Genomic DNA, 19,990 nt, shown 5'->3' on the forward strand with positions numbered 1-19,990 from the left:
CGCGGTCCCTGTGGGAGCGGGTTTACCCGCGAATGCGTCCGACAAGACAAAACCGCTGTACCTGCCGGCCTCTTCGCGGGTGAACCCGCTCCCACAGAAGCGGTGTTATGTTCGGATGAAGGGAATCAGGCCGCCGCCGCGAACTTCTCGTAATAGAAGTTCGCCGGTGTAATGCCCTGCTCGCGCACGTACTGGCTCACCGCCTCGACCATCGGTGGCGGGCCGCACAGGTACACATCCACATCGCCATCGTTGAGGTGGCGCGGTTCGATGTGCTGGGTCACGTAGCCCTTCTGCGGGTACTGGCTGTCGGGGTTGGCCACGCAGGCACTGAAGGTGAAGTTGGGGATGCGCGCCGCCAGCGCCTGCAGGCGGTCGAGTTCGACCAGGTCGAAGTCGTTGGTCACGCCGTAGATCAGGTGCAGTGGGTGCTCGCTGCCCTGCTCGGCGATCTTCTCCAGCATCGCCGTGAACGGCGCCAGGCCGGTACCACCGGCCAGCAGCAACAGCGGGCGCTGGATCGGCCGCAGGTAGAAGCTGCCCAGCGGCCCGGCCAGGGTCATGCTGTCGCCGGCCTTGGCCAGGTTGGTCAGGAAACTGCTCATCAACCCACCCGGCACGTTGCGGATCAGGAAGCTGACCTCGCCGTCCTTCTGCAGCGAGCTGAACGAATAGGCTCGGCTCTGCTCGCTGCCCGGCACCTTGAGGTTGACATATTGCCCCGGCAGGAAGGCCAGGCGGCTGAGGGATTCACCCTTGATCGACAGGGCAATGGTGCTGGCCGACAGTTGGCGGACATCACTGATGGCGGCCTCGAAACTGGCCTGTTCGGTCTTGCACAGCTGCGACGAGGCCGGGATGCGGATGACGCAGTCGCTCTCGGCGCGCATCTGGCAGGTCAGTACGTAACCTTCGGCGATTTCATCTTCGCTCAGGGCATCTTCGATGAAGTTGTCGCCCAGGTCGTAGCGGCCGGACTCGGCCTTGCACTTGCAGGTACCGCAGGCGCCGTCGCGGCAGTCCAGCGGGATGTTGATGCCCTGGCGGTAGGCGGCGTCGGCCACGGTTTCATGGCCGGTGGCCTCGATGAAGCGGGTAACCCCGTCTTCGAAATTCAGTGCGATCTGGTAGCTCATGTTGCACCTCGCGGGCGAGCCGGGCCACGGCACGTCGCAGGACGCACCGGGCAGTGCTCGCAAAACCCTGGATCAGATGTGGTAGATGTCGATGACCTGGCGAACGTAGTCGTTCTTCAGCACCACTTTCTTGGCCTTGATCAGCGGCTGCTCGCCGCGCAGGTCGAGGGTGTAGAAGCTGGTGCCGAAGTAACTGTCGGTGGTCTTGTAGCGGAAGCTCAGGGTGTGCCAGTTGAAGCGCACCTGGCAGCTGCCCTCGCCCTGCTCGACGATCTCGATGTTGCTGATGTTGTGCGAGGTGCGGGTGTCGGGCACGGTCGCACTGGAGCGCTCGGTCTTGATGCGGAACACCCGGTCTTCCAGGCCGCCTCGGTTGCCGTACCAGATCAGCGAGATTTCGCTTTGTGGGTCTTCGGTGAGGGTGTCGTCATCGTCCCAGCTCGGCATCCAGAAGGTGCAATCGCTGGCGTACATTTCCAGCCACTGATCCCACTGGGCGTCATCCAGGTAACGCGCTTCGCGGAAAAGGAAGTCGCGCACGGTTGCATACAGGCTCATTGCACGGCCTCCACGGGGATCAGTTGCTGTTCATCCTTCAAGGCCTGGATCATGGTTTCCTGCCAGTACTTGTGCTGCAGCACGAACAGGCCTTCGTCCTCGGTGCGTACGCCCGACAGCAGCGGCTTGAGTTCGATTTCCCGGGCCGCCTCGTCGGCGCCTTCCACCCAGTGTTCAGCGCCGCGGGACATGTCATTCCAGCCGGTACCGCCGCCGTAGCCGGTCTGGCACGAGCGGAACTCTTCCAGGTCGTCGGGGGTGGCCATGCCGCTGACGTTGAAGAAGTCTTCGTACTGGCGAATGCGCTTGGCGCGGGCATCGGCGCTCTCGCCTTTCGGTGCGATGCAGTAGATGGTGATTTCGGTCTTGTTCACCGAAATCGGCCGGGCGATGCGGATCTGCGAGCTGAACTGGTCCATCAGGTACACGTTCGGGTACAGGCACAGGTTGCGCGAGTTCTCGATCATCCAGTCGGCACGGGCCTGGCCGAAGTCGGCGGCCAGTTGGTCGCGGCGCTCGTAGGCCGGGCGGTCCTCGGGGTTGGCCCAGCGGGTCCACAGCAGCAGGTGGCCGTGGTCGAAGGAGTAGAAGCCCCCGCCCTGCTTGGCCCAGGCGCCAGCGCTCATGGTCTTGATCTCGTCACCCGCCTCGCGCTGCTTGCGCTGGTTCTGGGTGGCGGCATAGTTCCAGTGCACGGAGCTGACGTGGTAGCCGTCGGCGCCGTTCTCGGCGGTGAGCTTCCAGTTGCCTTCGTAGATGTACGAACTGGCGCCGCGCAGCACTTCCAGGCCTTCCGGCGACTGGTCGACGATCATGTCGATGATCTTGGCCGACTCGCCCAGGTGCTCGACCAACGGCTTGACGTCGGCCTTCAGGCTGCCGAACAGGAAGCCACGGTACGACTCGAAGCGTGCCACCTTGGTCAGGTCGTGGGAGCCGTCGCAGTTGAAGCTGGCGGGGTAGCCGGCGTTGCTTGGGTCTTTGACCTTGAGCAGCTTGCCGCTGTTGTTGAAGGTCCAGCCGTGGAACGGGCAGGTGTAGCTGGAGCGGTTGCCGCGCTTGTGCCGACAGAGCATGGCGCCGCGGTGGCTGCAGGCGTTGAGGAAGGCATTGAGTTCACCGTCCTTGTTGCGCGCGATGAAAATCGGCTGGCGCCCCATGGTCAGGGTGAGGAAGTCGTTTTTCTCGGGTATCTGGCTTTCATGGGCCAGGTAGATCCAGTTGCCCTCGAAGATGTGTTTCATCTCCAGGTCGAACAGGCGTGGGTCGGTGAACATCTCGCGCTTGCAGCGGTAGATGCCCTTTTCACGGTCGTCCTCGAGCAAGGCATTGAGGTAGTCGAATCCCAGGGACATGGCCAGGGTCTCCCTTGTTATTGTTTAGACCTGGTCAGGTTAGGGAGACGGCTGGCGGGGGACTATCCCGGATTTCTCATGACCGCATAAACAAAAACGGCTGAAAGCCTTATGATTCTTGTCGCCAAACAAAGCCCCATAAGTCTTCAGCCGCGCACAAAATGCTACCAGAAAAACTCCACTTTTCACCCCTCTCTCGCCGCCTCGTCGAGGCCTCTTTCACCGGTGGTCACATCACCTCGGATGCGGGCTTGTTGCTGCTGCGCGAGGTCGACCAGCAACATGGCTTGACCCGCCGCCTGGCCAAAATCGTTCCCGATCGGCGTGATCCTGGGCGTGTCCAGCACGGACTGCAGACACTGCTCGCCCAGCGTATCTATGCACTGGCCGCCGGCTACGAGGATCTCAACGATCATGACGGCCTGCGCCATGACTACGCGCTGCAGACTGCGGTCAACCGCCTGCAACCGCTGGCCGGCAAATCCACTCTGGGGCGCCTGGAACAGCAAGCCGATCGCGAAACGGTGGTGCAAGCCCATCGCCTGCTGTGGGAGCACTTCATCGCCCAGCATGACCAGGCGCCGGCTGAGATCGTGCTCGACTTCGATGCGACCGATGTGCCGGTGCATGGTGATCAGGAAGGGCGCTTCTTCCATGGCTATTACGACCATTACTGCTTCCTGCCGCTCTATGTGTTCTGTGGTCGCCATCTGCTGGTGAGCTATTTGCGCCCGAGCAACATCGATGGCGCCCGACACAGTTGGGCCATCCTGGCACTGCTGGTCAAGTTCATTCGCCGCTTCTGGCCAGAGACCCGCATCGTGTTCCGCGGTGACGGCGGTTTTTGCCGACATCGCATGCTCGACTGGTGTGACCGCAAGCAGGTGGATTATGTGGTGGGTCTGGCCCGCAACACCCGCCTGCAGCGGATGGCGGCGCCGGCCATGCAAGCTGTCGCCGAGGCCTACCAAGAAACCGGGCAGAAGATGTCCGGCGTGTATCGCTTCCTCTATCAGGCCGGTAGTTGGCGTAGGCGCCGCCTGGTCGTGTCGCGCCTGGAACATGGCGAGCAGGGTGCCAATCCACGCTTCATCGTCGTGTCCCGCTTTGCCGAGGATGCTGCCCAGCAGTACTACGAAGACTACTGCGGCCGTGGCGACATGGAGAATCGGATCAAGGACCAACAGTTGGATCTGTTCGCCGACCGCACCTCCAGCCCACGCTGGTGGACCAACCAGTGGCGGCTGATGCTGTCGGCCTTTGCCTATGTGCTGTTCGAACGGCTACGCGATCATCTCCAGGGCACCGCATTGGCGCGCATGAGCATCCATAACCTGCGCTTGAAACTGCTCAAGATCGGTGCGGTGATCATTCGCAACAGCCGGCGCATCCGCGTGCTGATCAGCGAGGCCTATCCGCATCAGGAACTCTTTGCGGGGCTGGTTGCCCGCCTCAAGCCGACCTGAACAGGCGGGCGCCCCCGGCCCGGCTCAATGGGGGAAAGGGGGCAGTGCGCCCCATACGCGGGAATTGAATAAAAAACGATCAATTTTTAGCGGTGGAAGGCAGGTTGTTGATACACCGAGGCTTCACCGGCCACGCCTGCCGGCCTCATGAGAAATCCGGGCTATCCGGATTGTGCAGAGCGTTATCCAGTTTGCACAAATTTGCCGTGACTTTGCAAAAGCTAGCATTGACGGCCAGGGTCAGCTTCGAATTTGCTTCTGTAGCGATTGAAGATACTTATCAGCTTCAGCAAGCTTAGTGGCCATTTTAATATTAAGCTCGGACGGATTCTCCTGGACTCTTCTGCGACAAACCGCGGCGTGCCTGCTCACAGCTGCGATATTCAAATCCAAGTTTGGATCCATCACGGGCAGACCCTCACTAAGCCTGTGGACCGTATAACCAAACTTTCGCCCATATTGCTCAGTTATAAAGCCTCTAATTTCGACCTCTGGTTTTGTTTCAGAAATCCGTTGGTTATGTTGTTTTAACTTCTTATCCATGGATGCATTTAAAAAATTTTGGTCCAGCGATCGGCGTTTTTGCAGGGGGCGAAGTTCTACCAGTACAGGAATTTTTGAGCCACGATTCCTTCGGGGAGACAATGCTCTGAGGAAGCGGCTACCTATCCACGACCGACCACTGGGGTCACTCCGATTAATGGGATCGCCCCCACAATAGCTGTAGGCGTTCAGCCCTCCCTCATCATGTGGGCTAAGTGTGTCAGGAGAATTGAACCGCATGCAGATGGGGCTATACGTACGATGACCGTTTCCTAAATGATAGCCTTCGATTGGTCGGTCTTTCCGCTGGCTGTTAAATCGCAATACAGAAGCGCATAACTTGTCACTATCATACCCATACAGTGTGTACTACAAGGAACACAGCTCGCCGCCTTCCAGATATTGTGCTATCGACCCTAGTATATCTGTCCCGTACAATGCGACCTGATGACCATCCCGCTGAGCCAATACACGCCCCGTAGCACGCATTAAGGCCGCCTCCCCCGAACTGCTATGTTTGACAAGCGTAAGGCCTTCCGCAGAATAGAAATACAATTGTTGCTGTAACTTCGCCATGATTGCCACCACTTACCGGTAAAGAGTAAATCGTGGTGTGGGCTCAAAGCACTCGCAACTGGCAAAAATGCTAGGTCCGATGACCAAACGCTATCATTCGCGCCGCTTGAACGTCTGCGAAGGCAGCTCACCAAACTGCTGCCGGTACACCTCCGAGAACCGCCCCAGATGCAGGAATCCGTAATCCAGGGCCAGCTCGGTCACACTACGTACGCCACAAGTCGGGTCGCTCAGGCACGCATGCACCCGCTCCAGCTTACGCTGGCGCACGTAATGCTTTGGCGTGATGCCCAAGTGCTGGTCAAACAACGCATACAACGAGCGCAAGCTCATGCAGGCCTGCTCTGCCAGTACCTCAGCCGACAACTCCAGCTTCAGGTTGCGCTCGATGTAGTCAAGAATGCGCTCAAGCCCCGCTTGCGGCCCGCTCAGGCATTCGCGACGGATATTGGTACTCATCAGGGTCAGCAGCTTGCTGGCGACGATCTGGCTGTAGTGGCCCTGCACCCTGGGCAGCGAATCGCTCACCTCTGCTTCCTGGCAGACCATGGCCAGCAGGTTGACGAACCCGTCCAGCTCGTCCAGCCGGTAATGGTTGCGCAAGAACCGCACCCCGCCCTCGGGTCGGTGCCAGCGCTGTTCGTCGCAGATCGAGTCCAGTAGCCGGGTCGGCACCTTGAGGATGAATTTTTCGCAGTCTTCCGAGTAGGTCAGGTCGACCGGGTCGTCGGGGTTGATCAGCAACAGCTCGCCCGGCACCAGGTGATGCTCGCGCTTGTGCCCACGCCACAGGCAGTTGCCGTTTAGCAGCACCTGCAGGTGGTAGATGGTTTCCAGTGCCGGCGAGGTAACGCGCACGCTGCCGCCGTAGCTGATGCGGCACAGGTCCAGCTCAGCGAACTTGCGGTGGCTGAGGCTGGCTTGCGGATGAGTGGTGCGGGACAAACCGATGCAATGCTGGCCTACGTGCTGGTTGACATAATCGGACACAGCATAAGGGTCGGCGTGATGAAACACGCTACTGCGCTCGCTCAGCAGGCGGCTTTCCATAGGCAAGGTTACCCGGATCGTTATTGTTCTGGTTGCCGCATCCTACGGCCCGGCGGGCTGTGGTTGCGGTCGTCACGGTCATTCTATCGAGCCGGCTGCGAGTCGCGGGGGCAGGCGACAACCGGTGGATGGGCACACTTAAGCAAAAAGGCGGGGGTTGGGCAATGCGACCTTGGGAATGGATGGGCGGATAGCGAACAGTAAGGACAGGTCAGTGTTCGTTTATCGAACGGCTCAGGCAACCCGGCACCGCTCACTTCACTGCACCGGCAGGAAGTTCATCAACAGCAGGCTTTGCGCATAATTCAACCCAATTCGTCGATAACGCTCATCCAGCAACTCCGCCAGCAAGTCCAGCCGTGCCACGATCTTGCCGAACTCCACGGCAAAACTCAGGTTGCTGCCCTCTTCCGAGATTTCGTTGGAGAACAACAGCAGCACACCATTGGCATCCTGCCGCTGGCTCAACATCCAGGTGGCCTTCTCGATATTGCGCGCCGCGTTGTTGACGAACAGCGGGTCGATGGTATCGGTCATGTAGAACTCGGTACGGCCGCCGTGCGCGGTAATCAGCATGCTGCCGATGGCGTAAATGAACGCACCGACCCGGTCACCGCGAAACTCGGGGCTCAGGGCGTAGCTCAAGGCTGCCAGGTCGCGACGGTTGCCTAGTTGTGGCAAGGGCTGGCGTTGCTCGATGGCGATACGGATCTGCCGCTCGGCAGTGGCAGCGTCAACGTAGCCGGACAGCTTCCACTGGTTGGGGTTGCGCAGGTACAGCTTGTTCATCAGCAGGTACAAGCTCTGCAGGTTGTCGCGCATGGACAGCGTGGCCAGGCGGTCGACGCTGGTCTGGAACAGTTCGCTGGGCTTGCCGTTGCCGAACTGCTCGAGCACGTCGCGGCCCTGCTGTTGGGTGCAGGCGCACAGGCATGTGAGGGCGCCTGCCATTAGCAGGCGGGGGAAGAATTTTGGCTTGCTTGCAACCATCGGCACCGGGTCGATATTCGGCGGCCGCACCGTGGATCAGTGTGGCCTGGCCATGCATAGAGCCCGGAAATTGGAAAAAGTGCGGTGATCGGGGGTTTTGGATACCTGCGCCGGCCTCTTCGCGGGTAAACCCGCTCCCACAAGATCACCACATATCTTGAATACTGCGCAGTACCTGTGGGAGCGGGTTTACCCGCGAAGAGGCCGGCCCAGGCAACACATGAATCACATGGCGTGACGCAACATCTCCACCACCTGCGCATGCAGCGCCGGGTCGCCACAGGCCACCACGCACCCGCCATTCTGTGCGCTGCTGCCATCCCACGCCGTGATCACCCCGCCCGCCCCTTCGATGATCGGCATCAGCGCCTGCACGTCATATGGCTGCAGGCTCGCCTCGACAATCACGTCGACGAACCCGGAAGCCAGCATGCAATAGGCATAGCAATCGCCACCGTAACGCATCAGGCGCGCCTTGCCGGCAACGGCCTCGAACGCAGCCTTGCGCGCGGCGGTATCGAACATGTCCGGCGTGGTGCACATCAACGTGGCCGAGGCCAGGTCGGCACAGGCACGGGTCTTCAACGGCGCACCGCTGTGCCAGGCGCCTTCCGGCGTTCCGACAAAGCGTTCGCCGGTGAACGGCTGGTTCATCACCCCGACCACCGGGCGGGTGCCGTCGTTCAGCGCAATCAGCGTGCCCCACAGCGGCAGGCCGGTGATGAAGGCGCGGGTGCCGTCGATCGGGTCGAGCACCCAGGTCAGCGGGCTGCTGCCGACTGCCACGCCGGCTTCTTCACCGAGGATGCCGTGGTCGTGATAGCGGGCCTGGATCAGCTCGCGCATGGCATCCTCGGCTGCCTTGTCGGCCACGGTCACCGGGTCGTACAGGCGCCCACCCTTGTCCTCGACGTCCAGGCTGGCGCGAAAGTATGGCTTGATCGCCACGGCAGCGGCATCGGCCAGCTGCTCGGCAAAGGCGCGGAATTCGCCGATCTGTTCAGCACTCAGGGACATGGGGCGGGCCTCGTGAAAATGATGGGGCCCGCATCATACCCGACACGCCGTGCCGCGCCAGCCTCCACCAGGCTGCTCATGCGCCCTGCGCGGTCTAGACTGAACAAGACCAGATCACCGGGGGGCTGCCACACGTGGAGGTGTGAGATGAGCCAGTTCAAGCGTCTGTTCGTCATGCTCGGCCCGCAGATGCGCCACACGCCAGCGCTGCAACGCGCTGCGGCGCTGGCGGAATCCAGCGGTGCGTTGCTGGATATCAACGTGTTCGTCGACGATGTCGACACCTTCGGTTTGATGAGCGATAGCCGCGAGCGGGAACGGCTGCTCAGTGACAACCGCCAATGGCTGGCGGACGAAGCCGAGCAACTGGCCAACGCCGGCCTGGATGTATCTACCGAACTGCTGCTGACCCGCGACCCGCTGAGCAGTGTGCTGGAACGGGTCGAGCGCCTGGGCTGCGACCTGCTGATCAAGGATGTGCAGCACGAACCGGTGCTCAAGCGCCTGCTGGTAACGCCACTGGACTGGCAGTTGCTGAAGGACAGCCCGGTCGCCGTGCACCTAGTCAGCGATATCCGCCTGCCCCTGCCCCGGCAGATTGCCGCCGCGGTGGACCTGAACAGCCATGGCGCAGGCGAGCATCTGGATGAGCAGGTGATCCGCTGCGCCCATGCCCTGGCCCTGCAGTGCAATGCCGAACTGCACCTGCTGCATGTGTGCGACGCGGCCAAGACACACATTGCCGACTTCGGCGCTGGCACGGTGACCATGCCCGGCTTCGATGTCAGCGTGCGCACCGCGCAGCGGGCGGCGTTCAACCGGCTGGGCGACCACCACCAGATCCCGCTGGAGCGCAGGCACTTTCTGGAAGGGGCCGCGATCAAGGCGATTGCCCAGTTCGTCGGCCACAGCCGGGCGGATGTGATCGTGATGGGCAGCCACCGGCATGATGCCATGCAGACGTTCCTGGGCGGGACCACGGCGCATGTGCTGGAACATCCGCTGTGCAATGTGTTGGCGATCAAGGCGGTTCGGTGAGTGCTGGTATACCTGCACCGGCCTCTTCGCGGGTAAACCCGCTCCCACAGGAATTCCACTGACCTCAGGCTTGGTGAAACCCCTGTGGGAGCGGGTTTACCCGCGAAGAAGCCAACACGGATTCTACCCTTGGCATCTGGTACACCAGTGCCACATAAAAAGAATGCATTTGATAATGATTCGTAGTAGTTTCTCGGCGCTTGCCCACCCTACCCTCAGCGCCCTACTCCAGGATCGTACCGTCGATGCGTCGCACGTTCGTTTCGCTTTGTGTGCTTCATGCTGTCTCTCCGCTGACCTTTGCCGAGCCTGAACCGCTCAGCGAACCCACCCAGATCGAACTCCAGGCCCTGAACATTACCAGCAGCGCCGACAGCGAACGTGCCGATGGCCCGGTCGAGGGCTACAAGGCTACCCGCTCGGCCAGCGCCACTCGCACCGACACTGCCCTGCACGAAACCCCGCAATCGGTCAGCGTGGTGCCCAAGGATGTACTGGAAGACACAGGCGCCACGCGTCTGCAGGACGGCCTGGACTACGCCGGCGGCGTCGGCCGCGCCAACAACTTCGGCGGCCAGGGCCTGACCACCTTCACCGTGCGTGGCTTCACCACCGGCGAGTTCTACCGCAACGGTTTCCCGATCAACCGCGGCTACCCCAACGCCCCCGACGCCAACACCGTCGAACGCCTGGAAGTGATCCGTGGCCCGGCCAGCAGCCTGTACGGCCGTGGCGACCCAGGCGGCACCTTCAACGTGGTCAGCAAGCAGCCGCTGCCAGAGTCGAAAGTCACCCTGGGAAGCCAGTTCGATGACCAGGGCATGCACCGCGCTACCCTGGACGCCACCGGGCCGCTGAACCAGGACGGCTCGCTGGCCTACCGCCTGAACCTGCTGGGTGAAGGCGGCGAAAGCTTCCGTGACGATGTGGAAAGCGAGCGCTATGACGTGGCGCCTGTAGTCAGCTGGCAGGTCAACGACAGCACGAAGATCGTCTTCGAGGGCGACTTCATGCGCAACAACCACCCGCTGGACCGTGGCCTGACCCGCCTGCCCGGCCAGCTCGGCACAGCTTCGCGCGACACCAACATCTGGGAAAAGGGCAGCGACAACCTGCTGCACAACGACAACAACATGGCCCAGTTGCGTTTCGAGCACCTGCTCAACGACAACTGGACGCTGGGCGGTGGCATGCAGTGGCTCGACGGCTCGCTCAAGGGCAACGCCGTGGAGGCCAACGCATTGCAGGCTGACGGTCGCACGCTGGGGCGCAACTTCAACTACCGCAAACTGGAGTGGACCGACCGCGACTACCAGCTCAACCTCACCGGCCACTTCGACACCGGCGGCTACGCTCATACACTGCTGACGGGCATCGAGTACGAAGACTACGACTACAACTCGATCATCCAGCGCTCGGCCAGCGGTGCCGATAAGTACCCGATTGACATCTTCGACCCGGTACTGGGCCAGCCACGCCCTGCCCTGACCCGCACCACCACCCATGACAAGGAAAACCTGAAGACCTGGGCGGCATTCATCCAGGACCAAGTGGCCCTGACCGAGCGACTGAAGGCGCTGGCGGGTGTGCGCTTCGAGCGCTTCGAGCACGATTACGACGACAAGCTGCCGACCAACCGCGACTTCAGCAAGGGCGAAAACGGCGTCACCCCACGCTTCGGCCTGATCTACGACCTGACCGATACGGTTGCGGTCTATGCCAACACCGCGCGCTCGTTCAAGCCCAACACCGGCACGCCAAGCGGAGGCGGAGGCTTCGACCCGGAGAAAGGCAAGTCCTACGAACTGGGTGTGAAATGGGAGGCACTCGACCGCCAGCTGAGCATCGACGCGGCGATCTATCACATCGTCAAGGAGAACGTCCTGGCGCGCGACCCGAACGACCCCACCGGTACCTACAGTATTGCGGCCGGCGAAGTGCGCAGCCGTGGCCTGGACATCAACATCGCCGGCAACCTGACGCCGGAGTGGCGCGTGATCGGTGGTTATGCCTACGTGGACGCGGAAGTGACCCAGGATACGACCCTGCCCAAGGGCACACGCCTGGCCAACATCCCGCGCAACAGCTTCAGCCTGCTGAACACCTACGAGTTCCAGGATGGCCTGGCCAAGGGGCTGGGGTTGGGGGTTGGGGTGAAGTACGTGGATGATCGCGCCGGTCAGACGGCAGCTACGACCTACACCATGGAGCGCTACAGCGTGGTGGACCTGCTGAGCTTCTACAAGGTCAACGAACACGTGCGGCTGAACCTGGACGTGAAGAACGTGTTCAACAAGGGCTATGACGAAGGCGCTTTCAACAACTACGTCTACCCGGGTGCGCCGCGGACGGTGCAGGCTGGGGTTTCGTATACCTTCTGAATTGCCGGGGCTGCTTCGCAGCCCTTTCGCGACACAAGGCCGCTCCCACAGAAGTTACGCGCATACCTGTGGGAGCGGCCTTGTGTCGCGAAAGGGCCGCAAAGCGGCCCCCGGCCTCAGAACCCTTTGCTGTAGAACAACGAGTACGATTCGATGCCGTCGTTAGGCTGCTTGAGCCCCGCGTTGGAGTAATGCATCGCGCGGCCACCTTCTGCTCCCCCGGCAGTTTCAGGCCGAAGCCGATGCGGTCTTCGAAGTTGACCGACGAGCCCAGGCGCTGGTCGCCCACGTCGGTCTTGGAAAACGCCGCCAAACCAATGCCGGCCTCGATATACGGGGTGTAAGTAAAACCGCTGAACTCGTAGGTGAATACCGGGCTGAACGACAGTGAGTGTGCACCACTGGCCTCACCGCCTTCCCAATAGGTGTAGGCCGCATCCCAGTATCCGGTCAGATGACCGGCGCTGCTTTCCAGCCATTTCTTGTCCCAGTCGAACGACAGGCCAATACGGTAGGTCATGTCACCTTGGCCAGTGGCGCCAACGGCGCCGCTCACCTGCGCTGCCTGGGCCAGATTCGCCCCGGCAAAGGCCAGCACTGCAGCAGCCAGCGAAGCTGCTAGACGGGTTTTCATCAATGACTTCTCCTGATGGTCTACACGGCAAGCGGAGGCTTGGGCCCCTCGATCTTATGTGGTGACCGGATACATCCAGACCGGTCACAGGAAGTAATACTTTTCTGATTATCGTCCAGATAAACAGAAAGTTGAAAGTGAATTGCCACCATTGGCTAATACCCTGCGCCAGCATCTGCCATGCCGAGCAGCAGCACTCAGTCGTATTCCGCTTCTTCGTGCTCGCCCAACAGGCGCCTTTGCCTGGGTGTGGCTTCCTCCAGTACCTGCGGGTTGAAACGCCAGTTCAGGTATGGCGAAAACTTCTGCGCGACCATGCGCCGGCCATAGTGCACTTGCAGCATGTCGCGCTGGCGTGATTGGGTGCAGTTGGCCCCGCCGCTATGCCAGACATCGCTGCGAAACACCAGCGCGTCCCCGGCCTTGCACAGCACCGGCTGGGCCTCTCGGCCCTGCCAGTGTTGCTCGCCAGCCTGCGGTGGCCCTGCCGCGCGGTGGCTGCCGGGCACAATCCAGGTCGGCCCGATGTGATGGTCGATATCGCTGAGGTACAGCTGCGCAGTCAGGATCTGCGGGGGCTGGGTGAAGTCGCCGCGCTCGCTGAGCCAGTCGGGCAACTGCATGGGCAAATGGTCCAGGTGCAGGGCCATGCCGGTGTAGCCCGGGTGGCTGCGCCAGGCAGTCTGGCCGATCACATGGCAGTCGGCGCCCAATGCCGCTTCGGCCAGGGCAATCAGCGGCGGCAGGTCGAGAAAGGGTAACCACAGCGGGTTGCGGTTGAACACGCACTTGTAGTGTTCCAGCAGCCCTTGGTAATCCCAGTGGATGGGCTGCAGGTCATCGATGGCGCAGCGCAGCAAGGCGATACGCAAGGGTTCGAGCACACCGGGGAGCAAAACATAGCCCCGCTCGTCCAACATCTCCAGCTGAAGATCCAGGCTCATGGCGATGTGCTCCTTAGCAGGCAGGAGCACATCCGTACTCCTGCCCGTTTTTCCATCAACGCCAGTTCAGGTTCACGGTGGTGGGGGTCTTGCCATTCACGGTCACCAATTGCTGCACCGTCTCACCCTGGGCGTTGCCAGTCACTTTGTATTTGCCGGGAGGCAACTGCACATACAGCAGCGGCCCGGCATCCGTAAGACTGAGCACGGGCTGGCCCTGTGCATTCTGGATGTCGACGGTAGCACCGCTCTGGAACTTGCCTTCCGGGCCGGTGGAGAGTTCTACGTGCAGGTCATAGCCCGGGGTCTTGCGCAGGGCGTTGGCTTCATCCTGGCCGATGCCGCCTTGCAGGTAGCGGACGCCGTTCTGCTCCTGCTGTTGCAGTTGCACGGCCTGCATGTCGATGGGGGCATTGTGGTCGGAGGCGGCCGCCAGGGTCCATGGCAGCGCCAGAGCGATCAGCAGCGCCGCGCCGAGGGCATAGTGATGGTTACGCATGATACGACCCTCCTTTCGAGGATGGCTTACCTATTATCAGATCCTTCGGGCGTAACGGCGTTCGTGCTGATGCATGGTCGTCTTGATGAAATTTGCATCAATGGTATGGATGTTGCGCTGGAACATCAGGTTGCGCGCCCTTCCTCGAGCAGTTTCACGAACATGCTCAAACTGCGCGATACCGTGCCCCGGCGCCACACCAGCCAGGTTTTGAGGTAACGGAAGTCCTCCGACATCGGCCAGGCACTGACGGTGCTGCAACCGGGCATGTTGTCGAGCATGCTGCGCGGCATCATGGCCAGGCCGGCGCCGGCGCTGACGCAGGCCAGCATGCCGTGGTACGACTCCATTTCGTGGATCTTGCCCGGTACCGCCTGGTCCTGCACGAACCAGTTCTCGAAGTGATGCCGGTATGAACAGTTGGCGCGGAAGGCGTAGATGCTTTCGCCGTTGACGTCCTGGGCGCGGGTTACCGGGGCGTGGTTGAGCGGCGCGATGACCATCATTTCTTCCTCGAACACCGGCATGCCCTCCAGCGTCGGGTGCAGCACCGGGCCGTCGACGAACGCCGCTACCAGGCGCCCCGACAGCACGCCTTCGAGCATGGTCCCGGAAGGCCCGGTGGACAGGTCCAGGTCGACCTTGGGGTAACGCTGGTTATAGGCCGCCAGCAAGGCCGGAATGCGCACCGCCGCCGTGCTTTCCAGCGACCCCAGGGCGAAAGTGCCCTGCGGGTCTTCACCGGCCACTGTCAGCCGCGCCTCGTGCACCAGGTCAAGGATGCGCCGGGTGTACTCGAGGAAGTTCCAGCCTGCGGGGGAAAGGCGCAGGCGGCTCTTTTCACGTATGAAAAGCTCCACGCCCAAGTCCTCCTCCAGTTGCTTGATACGCGTGGTCAGGTTCGACGGCACCCGGTGGATATGCTGCGCAGCGGCACTGATGCTGCCCTGCTCTGCCACGGCCTTGAAGATCTCGAGTTGCACCAGGTCCACAGCCATTCTCCAAACGTGAATGTTTCGCTCATTATTATTCAGTTTTCATTAAAGCCATAGCCCACTAGTCTGGCGTCACGGATCAATTACAACGAGAGTGTCCCGCCATGAGTGCGATCAGCAGCCTGACCCACGCCATCTCCCTCGACCCGTACAGCGGCGAGCAGATCGGCGCCTACCCGTTCGACACCGACGCCGCACTGGAAGCGGCGCTGCAACGCGCCAAGGTTGGCTACCGCCAGTGGCGCCAGGTGTCGCTGGGTCAGCGCAGCGAGTACCTGCTTGCCTTGGCCAGCACCCTCGAAACCAAGGCCGAAGCCTTCGCGCAAATGATCAGCCGCGAAATCGGCAAGCCTGTCGCCCAGGCCCGTGGTGAAGTCAGCAAGTGCGTCGGCCTGTGCCGCTGGTACGCCGAACACGGCCCGGCCATGCTCGCCCCCGAGCCGACCCAGGTCGAGAAAGCCCGCATCGAATACCGCCCGTTGGGCCCGATCCTGGCGGTGATGCCTTGGAACTTCCCGGTCTGGCAGGTACTGCGTGGCGCCGTGCCGGCAATCCTGGCCGGCAATACCTACGTACTCAAGCACGCGCCGAACGTGATGGGCAGCGCCTACCTGCTGGGCGAGCTGTTCAAGGATGCCGGCCTGCCGGAAGGCGTGTTCGAAGTGCTCAACGTGACGCCGGACGGTGTCACTCGCGCCATCAACGACCCACGCATCGCCGCGGTGACCCTGACCGGCAGCGTGCGTGCCGGCATGGCGATTGGTGCGCAAGCCGGCGCGGCGCTGAAGAAGTGCGTGCTGGAGCTGGGCGGTTCCGACCCGTTCATCGTGCTGGCCGACGCGGACCTGGATGCCGCCGTCAAGGCTGCGGTGATCGGCCGTTACCAGAACACCGGCCAGGTCTGCGCTGCCGCCAAGCGCCTGATCGTCGAGGAAAGCATCGTTGACGAATTCACCCGCAAGTTCGTCGAGGCCACTCGCGAGCTGAAGGTCGGCAACCCGCTGGAAGAAGGTACCTACATCGGCCCTATGGCCCGTTACGACCTGCGCGACGAGCTGGATGGCCAGGTCCAGGCGACCATCGCCGAAGGCGCCACCCTGCTGCTGGGCGGCCACAAGGTCGATGGCGTGGCCAACTTCTACGCGCCGACCGTGTTCGCCAACGTCACCCCGCAGATGACTGCGTTCAAGCAGGAACTGTTCGGGCCGGTGGCTGCGATCATCAGCGCACGTGATGCGGAGCATGCGGTGGAGCTGGCCAACGACAGCGAATTCGGCCTGGCCTCGACCATCTACACCGCCGACTACGCGCTGGCCGAACGCATGACCGCGGCGCTGGATACCGGCGGCGTGTTCATCAACGGCTATTGCGCTTCCGACCCCCGCGTGGCGTTTGGCGGGGTGAAGAAGAGCGGCTTCGGGCGTGAACTGTCGCACTTTGGTGTGCGTGAGTTCACCAATGCCCAGACTGTGTGGCTGGACCGTAACTGATCCAGCGTAACAGGGGCCGCTTTGCGGCCCTGTGGGAGCGGCTTTAGCCGCGAAGAATCCAACGCGGTGCATGGCACCGGCTGCGCCGGTGTTCGCGGCTAAAGCCGCTCCCACAGGGTACGAGGATCGCTTGCGAATTCAGTTATCTGGGCTGGGCAATCTCCCACAGGGACTTTGAAGGGCTGAAAAAGCAGCCCGAGGGGCCTCAATCCCGAATCTGGTCCTTGACCCAGTCCAGCATCCCCCCCGGCACGATCAGTTCATGCCGGGCCCGCGAACAGGCGGTATACAACCCCGCCAGCATCCGCGCCCGTTCATTGCGGTTCCCCGCTACCTGCGGCGCTACCATCAGCTCCGGCGACACCATCACCCGGGCGAACTCCATGTTCTTCACATCGCGCACCCGCCCCAGGAACAGTTTGGGCGCCTTGTCCCAGCGGTAACGGCTCTTGGCCCTGGCAAAGTGCTCCGGTGTGTAGCCCTTGCGCAGCATGTTGGCCACGGCGACGAATGCCTTGTCGTCACCCTTGTCCTGCTCCAGCGCCTGCCAGCTGGCATAGCGGAACAGCATCGGGTGACGCGGCCGGGTGCCATGGCGGTACAACTCGATGCAGTCTTCAACGAACAGCTCGAAGTCCTTGCGCGCGCTTTTCAGCAGCACGAACGGCACGCCCTGGTGGGTCAGGCGCTGGAACCAGCCAAACAGGCCCCATTCATCGTCGACGATCAGCGCCGTAGGCTGTTCCGGCACCGTTACCGCATCGAAAAAGCTGACCCGGGTGTAGTGCTCGGCGCTGCCACTGAAGGCCGCCTGGATCGCCGCCGGGTGGGCATTGATCAGCGGGTTCAGCACGTTGTCCATCGCCGGCCCGGCCCGCAGTGAATGGTCGATGTAACGCTGGCGGATAAAGCCGCCATGGTGCGCGCTGAGGCCGTTGAGGTTCTGCAGCTCGTCACCCAGGGCAATGATCGACTGCGGGCTGCGGTCGAGCACGCCAAGCATCGGTGCCGACAGCTCGTGGGCCTCGTCGACGATGACATGGGTGTAGCGGCTGTCGATCACATGACCGGTCAGCGACAGCAGTTTGACCCGATGGTAATCGCGCACCGGCAACTGGATCTCCCGTGCCGACGGGCGAATCAGCTCCTGCCAGTACAGGCGTGCCTTTTCCAGCAACACTTCCTGGTCCAGCGGCGTGGTACCCGGCCCGGCCCACGGCAGGTGCTGCAACTGCAGCTGGGTATCGGCGCTATGGCAGAACGTGCGTACCGCGCGGATGCACAAGGCAACCACATCACGCGCGGCAAGCGGGCCGATGTCGGGAATGGCCAGCCAACGTACCACCTGCGCATCCTGCGGGCGCCACGAAAGCTTGGTGCGATAGGGGTCGCGCAGGCGCCAGCCGTTGCTGGTGAGGTCGCGGTTGAGCAGCTCGTCGGCCAGCTGGCCGAAGGTCAGCGCGGTGTAGGCGGCGGCGTCCTTGACCCGCGCCTGCAGGGCGCGCAGCTGGCCTTCGGTCAAGGCCAGCAACAGCGTGCGCTGGGGCTCGAGCAGGCGGGCGAACTGGTGAATCAGGAAGGTCTTGCCGGTGCCGGCAAAGCCCTGCACCGCCACCGACTCATCGATACCACTGAGGAATTCGCGCAGCAGGCGGTTCTGTTGGTCGCTGAGCATCAGGTCGCTGGCAAGGGAAGGCAGATACACCGGGTGCAGCGGTGTTGCCCGCTGGCGGTAGCTGTCGGCGAACTGGAAATTCCACTGGCCCTCGGCGTCCAGCAACTCCTCGGCCTGGTACTCCACCTCGGTCGATAGCAGTGCAATCCCGTTTTCGCCCAGCATGCCCAGGCCCATGGCGAAGGCTTCGCGATCGAAGTGCTGCGCCACCTGGCCCTGGAAGCGCCCCGGTGCGGCGCTTTCGACCTCGTTGGCAATGCGCACGATTTCGGCAAAGCGGCGTTCCTGCGCATCCGCCGAGGCGGTGGCGGGCTGGCGCGGCAGGTTCTGCACGAACAGCACAGCGGCGGCGTCGAGCACGCTGGCGGTGGTGAAGAAGTCGGTGGTGGGCTCGCTGGCGAGGCGGTCGGCCTGGTCGCTGGGCAAAGGCAGGTAGAACATCGGCACCTCGGGTGGAATCAGGGCGGCACGATAGCAATTTTTGCTGTGGAATGCTGGGTTGTGTATTGCCTGGGCCTGCCTCTTCGCGGGTGAACCCGCTCCCACAGGGACCTCACATGCCTGGCACTGAGGTAATCCTGTAAGAGCAGCTATACCACCAAGCTACACCACCAAATTCAGCCCCTGCCCCGCCTCAAGGTCTCGCTGGGAAACTCCTTGAACAACTGCCGGTAACTCTCTGAAAACCTTCCCAAATGCCAGAACGACCAACGCATCGCCACCTCGGCCACGGTCACACCATCGCCACGCAACAGATCGCGCCGCGCACCGTTCAGCCGGCGCAGGCGCAACCAGTGCGCCGGCGGCATTCCGGTAAACGCTTTGAAGGCCTGTTGCAACTGACGCAAAGAAACCCCGGCAGCATCCGCCAGCTCCACCAGGTTCAGCGTCTCCTCCGGGCAGTCGGCCGCCCATTCGCTTACCCGGCGCATGATCGCCCGTTCCTCGTCACGCCGGCCCAACGCCACGCCCTGCAGGCGCTGGCAGGCGTTGTCGAGGATGAACAGGCAGTCCTCCAGCAGCTGCTCCGCCAGGGCCTGCCCCTGCAGCGGGCAATCCGCCTGGCCCAGGCGGGTCAATGTCGCGCTCAGCCAGCTGCCGAACAGCGCGTTCTGCCCGCTGCCCAGCGGCACCATGAACAACCCTTCCAGGCGTTGCGGGTCAAGCCCATGGCGGGCCAGGAAGGCCTGGTCGAACACGACCGCCACTTCCTGGTAGTTCTCTGGCGTGATCCAGATGTTCCGGCTCTGTTCGTTCAGCAGGTACAGGCTGTTCTCGCTGCGGTCGAAGCAGAACGCCAGCGAACCGCTCGGCGCGCGGAAAAACTGCTCCACCCGGGTGTTCAGCCGCTCCTCGTACACCTCCACCCCGTCCAGCCCCAGGCAACGCAGCTCACCGCTGAAATGCCCGGGCGACATCTGCCGGTACTGCTGCTGCCAGCCAGGGGTGGCACGTACTTGTTCGGTTACGTCGGTGGTGTGGTAAGCCTGGACTTGCAGGGCATTGGCGGTTGTCACGCTCGGTCCTAGTCGCACTCTTTTGGTGCATTCATTGCCGGAGAAAGTGGATAGATCAGCCTTGCGGGCTGCGACCAAGATAGTCTCCAGCGCGTCACCTGGGAAGCGGGACGCCTTCGAAACCCT

General features: G+C 62.2%; 16 protein-coding genes and 1 pseudogene. 4 read left to right on the top strand and 13 right to left on the bottom strand.

The genetic code is table 11. From position 1 onward, the window contains the following. Positions 1-125: 125 nt before the first annotated feature. The 3 genes from benC to benA all read right to left on the bottom strand — a co-directional run bounded on the left by benC (position 126) and on the right by benA (position 3,049). Positions 126-1,136 carry a benzoate 1,2-dioxygenase electron transfer component BenC gene (benC, locus tag KDB76_RS15535; RefSeq protein ID WP_013972677.1) on the bottom strand — a complete coding sequence of 337 codons (1,011 nt, stop codon included), beginning with the start codon at positions 1,134-1,136 and terminating at the stop codon, positions 126-128. A 72-nt stretch (positions 1,137-1,208) separates the two neighbouring features. Next, positions 1,209-1,694, bottom strand: coding sequence for a benzoate 1,2-dioxygenase small subunit (benB, locus tag KDB76_RS15540; protein ID WP_013972678.1), 486 nt, complete (start codon positions 1,692-1,694; stop codon positions 1,209-1,211). Further along, positions 1,691-3,049: a benzoate 1,2-dioxygenase large subunit gene (gene benA, locus KDB76_RS15545; RefSeq protein WP_013972679.1), complete on the bottom strand. Its 1,359-nt coding sequence runs from the start codon at positions 3,047-3,049 to the stop codon at positions 1,691-1,693. The genes benB and benA overlap by 4 nt, the downstream gene beginning before the upstream one ends. Before the next feature lie 161 nt (positions 3,050-3,210). On the opposite strand from benA, the gene KDB76_RS15550 reads away from it, so the two are divergent. After that, the gene (locus KDB76_RS15550; protein WP_038409882.1) at positions 3,211-4,515 is read left to right on the top strand and encodes an IS1380-like element ISPa33 family transposase; all 1,305 of its coding nucleotides are present in this window, start codon (positions 3,211-3,213) and stop codon (positions 4,513-4,515) included. 240 nt (positions 4,516-4,755) lie between these two features. Here KDB76_RS15550 and KDB76_RS30165 read toward each other — a convergent pair whose 3' ends face one another. From KDB76_RS30165 to hisN, 4 genes are all read right to left on the bottom strand, one after another. Beyond that, positions 4,756-5,382 (bottom strand): RHS repeat-associated core domain-containing protein, encoded by a 627-nt coding sequence (locus tag KDB76_RS30165; protein ID WP_200873953.1) that lies wholly within the window; start codon positions 5,380-5,382, stop codon positions 4,756-4,758. 345 nt (positions 5,383-5,727) lie between these two features. Further along, positions 5,728-6,684 carry a benABC operon transcriptional activator BenR gene (gene benR, locus KDB76_RS15560; RefSeq protein WP_013972680.1) on the bottom strand — a complete coding sequence of 319 codons (957 nt, stop codon included), beginning with the start codon at positions 6,682-6,684 and terminating at the stop codon, positions 5,728-5,730. A gap of 258 nt (positions 6,685-6,942) precedes the next feature. Continuing rightward, positions 6,943-7,674, bottom strand: coding sequence for a hypothetical protein (locus tag KDB76_RS15565; RefSeq protein ID WP_024087153.1), 732 nt, complete (start codon positions 7,672-7,674; stop codon positions 6,943-6,945). A 225-nt stretch (positions 7,675-7,899) separates the two neighbouring features. Next, a complete protein-coding gene (gene hisN / locus KDB76_RS15570) occupies positions 7,900-8,691 on the bottom strand; it encodes a histidinol-phosphatase (RefSeq protein WP_038409665.1) in 792 nt (263 codons plus the stop codon). A gap of 147 nt (positions 8,692-8,838) precedes the next feature. On the opposite strand from hisN, the gene KDB76_RS15575 reads away from it, so the two are divergent. After that, on the top strand, positions 8,839-9,729 hold the full coding sequence (locus KDB76_RS15575; protein ID WP_013972683.1) for a universal stress protein: 891 nt from the start codon (positions 8,839-8,841) through the stop codon (positions 9,727-9,729). Positions 9,730-9,974: 245 nt separating this feature from the next. Beyond that, positions 9,975-12,110 (top strand): TonB-dependent siderophore receptor, encoded by a 2,136-nt coding sequence (locus KDB76_RS15580; RefSeq protein ID WP_023660648.1) that lies wholly within the window; start codon positions 9,975-9,977, stop codon positions 12,108-12,110. A gap of 116 nt (positions 12,111-12,226) precedes the next feature. Here KDB76_RS15580 and KDB76_RS15585 read toward each other — a convergent pair. From KDB76_RS15585 to KDB76_RS15600, 4 genes and pseudogenes are all read right to left on the bottom strand, one after another. Further along, positions 12,227-12,744: pseudogene (locus tag KDB76_RS15585) on the bottom strand (acyloxyacyl hydrolase). A gap of 197 nt (positions 12,745-12,941) precedes the next feature. Next, positions 12,942-13,688, bottom strand: a complete 747-nt coding sequence (locus tag KDB76_RS15590) for a phytanoyl-CoA dioxygenase family protein (RefSeq protein ID WP_038409667.1) — start codon at positions 13,686-13,688, stop codon at positions 12,942-12,944. Between the two features lie 55 nt (positions 13,689-13,743). Further along, positions 13,744-14,187: a hypothetical protein gene (locus tag KDB76_RS15595; RefSeq protein ID WP_013972687.1), complete on the bottom strand. Its 444-nt coding sequence runs from the start codon at positions 14,185-14,187 to the stop codon at positions 13,744-13,746. A 125-nt stretch (positions 14,188-14,312) separates the two neighbouring features. Then, the gene (locus tag KDB76_RS15600) at positions 14,313-15,179 is read right to left on the bottom strand and encodes a LysR substrate-binding domain-containing protein (protein ID WP_013972688.1); all 867 of its coding nucleotides are present in this window, start codon (positions 15,177-15,179) and stop codon (positions 14,313-14,315) included. Between the two features lie 107 nt (positions 15,180-15,286). Here KDB76_RS15600 and KDB76_RS15605 point away from each other — a divergent pair, with 107 nt between their 5' ends. Further along, a complete protein-coding gene (locus KDB76_RS15605) occupies positions 15,287-16,672 on the top strand; it encodes an aldehyde dehydrogenase family protein (protein WP_013972689.1) in 1,386 nt (461 codons plus the stop codon). 205 nt (positions 16,673-16,877) lie between these two features. Here the strand turns inward: KDB76_RS15605 and KDB76_RS15610 are convergent, their stop codons facing one another. Both KDB76_RS15610 and KDB76_RS15615 read right to left on the bottom strand, forming a co-directional pair. Beyond that, entirely contained in the window at positions 16,878-18,788 is a 1,911-nt protein-coding gene (locus tag KDB76_RS15610; protein WP_038409668.1) for an AAA family ATPase, read from the bottom strand. Between the two features lie 176 nt (positions 18,789-18,964). After that, positions 18,965-19,864: a helix-turn-helix domain-containing protein gene (locus tag KDB76_RS15615; RefSeq protein ID WP_024087155.1), complete on the bottom strand. Its 900-nt coding sequence runs from the start codon at positions 19,862-19,864 to the stop codon at positions 18,965-18,967. Positions 19,865-19,990: the final 126 nt, after the last annotated feature.

Origin of the sequence: Pseudomonas sp. JS425, assembly GCF_018223845.1 — a bacterium.
Classification (GTDB): domain Bacteria; phylum Pseudomonadota; class Gammaproteobacteria; order Pseudomonadales; family Pseudomonadaceae; genus Aquipseudomonas; species Aquipseudomonas asiatica.